The organism is Desulfurella sp. (genome assembly GCF_023256235.1).
In the GTDB taxonomy this organism is placed as follows: domain Bacteria; phylum Campylobacterota_A; class Desulfurellia; order Desulfurellales; family Desulfurellaceae; genus Desulfurella.
Genome location: NZ_JAGDWY010000058.1, coordinates 25,160 through 31,496, shown reverse-complemented (window position 1 = coordinate 31,496; position 6,337 = coordinate 25,160). Strand labels below are relative to the sequence as shown.

8 protein-coding genes are annotated in these 6,337 nt (G+C 30.7%); all 8 read left to right on the top strand.

Going from position 1 to position 6,337, the window contains the following annotated elements; all coding sequences use genetic code 11:
* The first annotated feature begins 115 nt into the window (after nt 1–115).
* Complete coding sequence (locus tag Q0C22_RS05720; RefSeq protein WP_025391565.1) at nt 116–634, top strand: OmpH family outer membrane protein; 519 nt, start codon at nt 116–118, stop codon at nt 632–634.
* Nucleotides 631–1,656, top strand: coding sequence for a UDP-3-O-(3-hydroxymyristoyl)glucosamine N-acyltransferase (gene lpxD, locus Q0C22_RS05715; protein ID WP_291492684.1), 1,026 nt, complete (start codon nt 631–633; stop codon nt 1,654–1,656). The genes Q0C22_RS05720 and lpxD overlap by 4 nt, the downstream gene beginning before the upstream one ends.
* Nucleotides 1,653–2,084 carry a 3-hydroxyacyl-ACP dehydratase FabZ gene (fabZ, locus tag Q0C22_RS05710; protein ID WP_291492682.1) on the top strand — a complete coding sequence of 144 codons (432 nt, stop codon included), beginning with the start codon at nt 1,653–1,655 and terminating at the stop codon, nt 2,082–2,084. Before lpxD ends, fabZ begins: the two co-directional genes overlap by 4 nt.
* 9 nt (nt 2,085–2,093) lie before the next feature.
* Nucleotides 2,094–2,870 (top strand): acyl-ACP--UDP-N-acetylglucosamine O-acyltransferase, encoded by a 777-nt coding sequence (gene lpxA / locus Q0C22_RS05705; RefSeq protein ID WP_291492680.1) that lies wholly within the window; start codon nt 2,094–2,096, stop codon nt 2,868–2,870.
* A complete protein-coding gene (gene lpxB / locus Q0C22_RS05700; protein ID WP_291492678.1) occupies nt 2,867–3,982 on the top strand; it encodes a lipid-A-disaccharide synthase in 1,116 nt (371 codons plus the stop codon). The genes lpxA and lpxB overlap by 4 nt, the downstream gene beginning before the upstream one ends.
* Nucleotides 3,979–4,566, top strand: a complete 588-nt coding sequence (locus Q0C22_RS05695) for a lysophospholipid acyltransferase family protein (RefSeq protein WP_291492676.1) — start codon at nt 3,979–3,981, stop codon at nt 4,564–4,566. The genes lpxB and Q0C22_RS05695 overlap by 4 nt, the downstream gene beginning before the upstream one ends.
* The gene (gene lpxK / locus Q0C22_RS05690) at nt 4,553–5,485 is read left to right on the top strand and encodes a tetraacyldisaccharide 4'-kinase (protein WP_291492674.1); all 933 of its coding nucleotides are present in this window, start codon (nt 4,553–4,555) and stop codon (nt 5,483–5,485) included. Before Q0C22_RS05695 ends, lpxK begins: the two co-directional genes overlap by 14 nt.
* Nucleotides 5,482–6,337: ABC transporter transmembrane domain-containing protein (locus tag Q0C22_RS05685; RefSeq protein ID WP_291492672.1), on the top strand; the 856-nt coding region annotated here is incomplete at its 3' end. The genes lpxK and Q0C22_RS05685, both read left to right, overlap by 4 nt.

Here is a 6,337-nt window from a genome sequence, read left to right as displayed (position 1 = left end):
ATTAGAGTTGAAGTTGGTAAAAATTTAGCACCTAAAAATGGAGAAAAATCTTATGTGTTCCAGTTTTCTATGGGGGCTTTATTTTGAAAATAATTTTAGGAGGGTTTAAAGATTTATGAAAAAATACATTTTAGGGTTGGTAGTCTTTTTTTCGGTACTGACTTTTAGCGCAAATGCATTTGCACTAAAAGTAGCTGTTGTAGATTTAAATAAAGCATTGCAGGATTGCCAGGCAGGTATTGATGCAAAATCCATGCTTCAAAAGATTATTCAAGCAAAAAAGACTGTGATAGACAACAAACAACAGGAATTAAATGCTTTGGCACAAAAAATTCAAAATCCATCAACACCTAAAAAAGAAAAACAGCAGTTAGAAGTTGAATATCAGACAAAAGCAAGAGATTTGGAAAGATACAAAGCTGATGCTACAGATGATGTTGTATCAAAAGAAAGAGAATATACACAAAATATTATAAATGGACTTGTTGAAACAGTCAAAAATATAAGTCAGAAAGAAGGTATAGATCTTGTTTTTGAAGTTCATCAGGGTTTAGTGTATTGGAATGATGCTTTGGATATTACGCCACAGGTTATCAAAGAATACAACAAAATATACGAGCAAAGCAAAAAATGATCAGTGCTTTAGAATTATCTCAAATTATAAATGGCACTTATATTGGGGAAAAATATATCCAGATAGATGGTGTGGCAAGCCTAATGCGTGCAGATGAATATAAAGTCAGTTTTTTATCAAATAAAAAATATACAAAATACATACCTAGTACTAAAGCAGGTTGTATAATAGTTGATGAATCATTTGATGTTTCTTTGTACAAAGATAAAAATTTTATTGTTTGTAAAAATGCTTATTTAGGTTTTGCACTTGCCTTAACGTATTTTTACAAAACTAAGTTAGAGGGTAATTTTAAGAGTCCAAAGGCTACTATTGATGATTCTGCAATTGTAAGTAAAAACGCTTATATTGGAGATTTTTCATATATTGCAAAAAATGCAAAAATTGGTAATAGTTATATAATGCCTATGGTTTATGTAGGTGAAAATTCAATAATTGGCGATAACTGTATTATTTATCCAAATGTTACAATTCGAGAAAATGTTGAAATTGGAAATAATGTGATAATTCATTCTGGAAGCGTTATTGGTAGTGATGGTTTCGGTTATGTTAACAACAATGGAAAGCACTATAAAATTCCACAAATCGGTAAAGTTATAGTAGAAGATGATGTTGAGATTGGTTCAAATGTTTCTATAGATAGAGCTACACTTGATGAAACAATAATTAAAAAAGGTTCAAAGATAGATAATCTAGTCCAAATTGCACATAATGTTGAGATAGGTGAGAATTCTATTTTAGTGTCCCAATGTGGCATTTCAGGTTCTACAAAAATTGGCAATAATGTAATACTGGCAGGACAGGTTGGAATTGCAGGTCATTTAACTATAGCTGATAATACTATTGTAACAGCAAAATCTGGTGTCGGAACCAATATTAAAAAAAGTGGTATATATAGCGGTATACCAGTATATGAACATTCAAAATGGTTAAAATCAAGCGCAATTATACCAAGGTTGCCAGACATATACAGAAAAATGCTGGAATTAGAAAATAGACTCAAGGAGCTTGAAAAAAAATGATAGATATTGAAAGGATTAAAGAAATACTACCACATAGGTATCCCTTTCTATTTGTAGATAAAGTAATAAACTATGAAAAATTTAAATTTATAGAAGCTATTAAAAATGTTACATATAATGAAGCATATTTTCAGGGACATTTTCCTAAAAAGCATATTATGCCTGGTGTTGTTATTGTAGAAGCAATGGCTCAAGCTGGTGGGATACTGGCCTTTTTATCTTTAGAAGAAGAAGATAATGCAAATAGAGTTGTATATTTTATGAGTATAGAAAATGCTAGATTTAGAAAAGCTGTTGTGCCTGGTGATACGTTAAAAATGAGAGTTGAGATTATAAAGCATAAAATGAAGGTTTGGAAAATGTCTGGGAAGTGTTTTGTTGATGATGTCCTTGTAGCTGAGGCAATAATGAGTGCAAAACTGGATTAAGGAGTTAGCATGGTAAATATCCATAAAACGGCAATTATTGGAGATAATGTAAAATTAGGTGAAAATGTGACGATAGGTCCTTATTCTATTATAAAATCTAATGTAAAAATTGGAGATAATTGCGATATACAAAGTCATGTTGTAATAGATGAATTTACAAGTATTGGCAATAACTGCAAAGTTTTTCATTCAGCTGTGCTTGGGACAATTCCTCAGGATTTGAAATTTTCTGGCGAGTTTAGCGAACTTATTATAGGAGACAACAATACAATAAGAGAATTTGCTATGATAAATAGAGGTACAAAAGGTGGTATAGGTAAAACCCAAATAGGTAATAATAATTTAATAATGGCTTATGTGCATGTAGCCCACGATTGTATTATTGGAAATAATTGTATAATTGCAAATATGGTTCAATTTGCTGGCCATGTTGTTGTAGAAGATAGCGCTGTAATTGGTGGTATGAGTGCTGTTCATCAATTTGTGAGAATTGGTAGTTTGTCTATGGTAGGCGGCATGAGTGGCGTATCACTGGATGTTCCGCCTTTTACATTGGCAGTAGGTAACAGAGCTAAATTGAATGGACTTAATCTGGTAGGTCTAAAAAGGAATGGATTTAGCCTTTCAGAAATCGAGAAACTAAAAGAAGCATACAGGGTTATATTTAGGTCAAACCTAAAATTTGATGAAGCTTATGAAAAACTCAAAGAAAGCTCATCTAAGCATGTAATTGATATGATTGAATTTTTAAGGAAATCAGAGCGTGGTTTTTGCAGAGAACGATGAAATTTTTTTTATCCGTAGGAGAAAGATCTGCAGAAAAATACGCATTTTTGTTGGCTCAAGAGCTTAAAAAAGCCAATAGTTCAATTGAAGTTTTATCATTCGGTTCAGATTTGCTGGCGACTCAATCTCAAAAGATAGCTGATTACAAAGATATAAGTGTAATTGGCTTTAAAGAAGCTCTGTCGATTTTACCAAAAGCAATAGAAATCTTAAATGATATAAAAAAAGCTATTTTAAAAAACAATGTAGATGCATTGATTTTGATGGATTTTCCAGATTTCAATATGCAACTTGCAAAATTTGCAAAGAAAAATAATATTAAGGTTATTTACTACATTACACCCCAGTTGTGGGCATGGAGAAAAGCTCGTATAAAGCAATTATTTAAGTATGTTGATCTTATTATACCAATATTACCGTTTGAACGTACATTTTTTAATACTCAATCAGTTAAGTATGATTTTGATTTTAAAAAGGTAGTATATTTTGGACATCCTCTAATAGACATACTTAACAAACACATAGAAAAAAACCTAGACAGAGAAAAAATTATTCTAATTTTGCCAGGCTCAAGAATGTCAGAATTGCATTTTCATACTAGAATTTTTTTTGAAGCCGCGTATTTACTAAAAAAAGAATTTAGTGACTATAAATTTGTTGTGGCAACGCAAGAGCGTTTTTTAAAATATTTTGAACAATTCAAAAGTGAATTTCCATTTATTGAATTCAGTCTCGATACATACGATATGATGAAAAAAGCGTCATTTGCAATTACAAAAAGTGGCACTGTTACTTTAGAGGCTGCTTTGTTTGGTTTGCCATTTGTTGTTGCATATAAACTGTCAAATTTGAGCTATATTGTAGGAAAAGCTTTAATTCATGGAGTTGATTCAATTGCCTTGCCAAATATTATATATGGGAGAAAAATTATACCAGAGTTAATACAATTTGACGCAACACCTAAAAAAATTTATGAGTACTCAAAATTAATCCTTCAAAGCAACAATTACCAGCGACAAATAAAACATGATTTTAAGCAAATAAGCTATGCTTTGGGAAATTATCCTGTAACACCCAAAATAGCAAAAACCATATTAGATTATTTAGCATGAAGGCATTTATTTTTTATATTTTTTTGAGATTTTACAGGTTATTTTTGCGAATAAATGTTGTTGAAGAATACCCAATAAAATCTATTAATTCACCTATAATTTATGCTTTTTGGCACGAAAGTATTTTATTTCTGCCTTTTGTTTATTTAGGCAATAATTTGAGTGTATTGATAAGTACTCACAAAGATGGCAGATTAGCAAGCGATGTTATAAAGTATTTTAAAATGGGAACAATTGGCGGCTCGGTTAACAGAAATCCTAAAAAAGCATTTTTAGAGATGTTAAGACTAATTAAGAATCAAGCTTGCGATATTGGTATAACGCCAGATGGGCCAAAAGGTCCAAGAAGGAAGGCAAAACTTGGTGTATTAGAGCTTGCTTATTTTTCTGGATACCCTATTGTACCTATAGCTTTTGAGCCAAAAAGCGCCTGGAGGTTAAATAGCTGGGATAGGTTTACTATACCAAAACCTTTTTCGAGTATCACATTCATATACAAAAAACCCATTTACGTTAAAACAAAAGAAGAGATAAAATCAAAGGTTGCAGAGCTTGAAAGCAAGCTAAACAATGAAGAATATTAAATTTTTCCAAACGATTTTAGCGCCAATTTTATTCCCGGTTTCATTACTATATTTAGCTACAGTAAGCGCAAGGAATTTTTTATACGATATTGGTTTTTTTAAAACAGTAAAAATTGATGGTGCAAAAATAATAAGCATAGGCAATATTAAAGCAGGTGGCACAGGTAAAACGCCACTTTGCATAGGAATTGCAAATTATTTGCATTCTTTAGGATATATAGTAGCTATTGTTACAAATGCTTACAAAGCAAAACACAAAAATGCTTTGATTGTTTCTGATGGCAAAAGCATTTTTTACAAAACACCTATTGTAAATGATGAAACATACCTTATTGCTAAAAAAACTAAAGCAATTGTAGCAAGCGCAAAAGATAGATTGAGCGCTATAGAATTATTAATGAAATTTGAACCCAACTATGTTATTTTAGACGATGGCCTGCAGTATAGAAAAATTGCAAAAGATTTGGAGGTTTGTATAATAGATCAAGAAAGGTTTTATTTGCCTTTTGGACTTTTGCGCGACAGCAAAAAAAGCTTAAAAAGGTGTAGTAAACTTATATGTTTTGAAGGGGAGTGCGAAATAAAAGCAAAAATAGTAAACAATGGTTTTTTTGATATTAATGGTAAAACTAAAAAACCACAAAGCGCATTTGTGTTTTGCTCAATTGGAAATCCTGATAAATTCTTATCAAGCCTAGCTGAACTTGGTATAGATATCAAAGGCTATAAATGCTTTAGAGACCATTACAATTACACAAAAAAAGATATAGACATCCTAAAAACCCTTCAGGTAAATAAAAAAGCCGAAGTTTTGCTTACAACATACAAAGATTTTGTTAAAATTGAACAATCAGGGATAGTTTATGTTGATATTGAAATTTTGCTTGACTATGAAAAGCTATTAGAAGGTGTTGTGTGAAACTTAATATAAACAAAGAATATTTAAAAAGACTATTATTGTATATAAAGCCATACTGGAAAAGGATTATTTTGTCTTTTATAGCTATGATTATTGTTGGTGCTTTAACTTCTCTTACTGCATACTTAATTAAACCTGTTTTAGACAAAATTTTTATAGCGAAAGATAAAAAGATGCTGATTTTGCTACCATTTGCCGTTATGGCAACTTATTTTTTTAAGGGTTTATTTACATACATTCAGTCTTATCAAACAGCATACGTAGCAGAAAATATTTTGTTTAACATAAGAAACCAGATGTTTAAGCATATAGTGAGTTTACCTGTTGATTTCTTTGAAAAATACCATACATCAGAGCTTTTATCCAGAGTATTAAACGATACCGAGCGTCTTCAAGATACAATTGCAAGGGTAATGCCTGAAGCAATAAGAGAGTTTTTTACAATTATTTTTTTATTTATAGTTATATATACAATAGACTTTAAACTGGCTTTAATCTCAACGATTGTGTTTCCAATTGCACTTTACCCTATTATTAAATTTGGTAAGGATATGAAAAAACTTGGTAAAAAAAGACAGGTTTCAATAGCAGCTATTACCACACTCATTCAGGAATCTTTTTTTAATATACGTCTTATAAAAGGTTTTTTGACCGAAGAAAAAGAAACAGAAAAATTTTTTAAAAAAAGTCAGGAATTTTTAAATATTAATTTAAAAAGCTTTAGAATATCAGAAATTACAAGTCCATTGATGGAATTTATTGGTTCGCTTGGTATAGCATTTTTGATTTGGTTTGGAGGATTGCTTGTATTTAAAGGTACTATTAGCGTAGGCGGTTTTTTTTCATTTATGG

Bases quoted from the DNA above. Each gene is read 5' to 3' on its own strand.
- lpxD (WP_291492684.1), top strand. From the start codon at position 631: ATGATCAGTGCTTTAGAATTATCTCAAATTATAAATGGCACTTATATT.
- lpxA (WP_291492680.1), top strand. From the start codon at position 2,094: ATGGTAAATATCCATAAAACGGCAATTATTGGAGATAATGTAAAATTA.
- fabZ (WP_291492682.1), top strand. From the start codon at position 1,653: ATGATAGATATTGAAAGGATTAAAGAAATACTACCACATAGGTATCCC.
- Q0C22_RS05695 (WP_291492676.1), top strand. From the start codon at position 3,979: ATGAAGGCATTTATTTTTTATATTTTTTTGAGATTTTACAGGTTATTT.
- lpxB (WP_291492678.1), top strand. From the start codon at position 2,867: ATGAAATTTTTTTTATCCGTAGGAGAAAGATCTGCAGAAAAATACGCA.
- lpxK (WP_291492674.1), top strand. From the start codon at position 4,553: ATGAAGAATATTAAATTTTTCCAAACGATTTTAGCGCCAATTTTATTC.
- Q0C22_RS05720 (WP_025391565.1), top strand. From the start codon at position 116: ATGAAAAAATACATTTTAGGGTTGGTAGTCTTTTTTTCGGTACTGACT.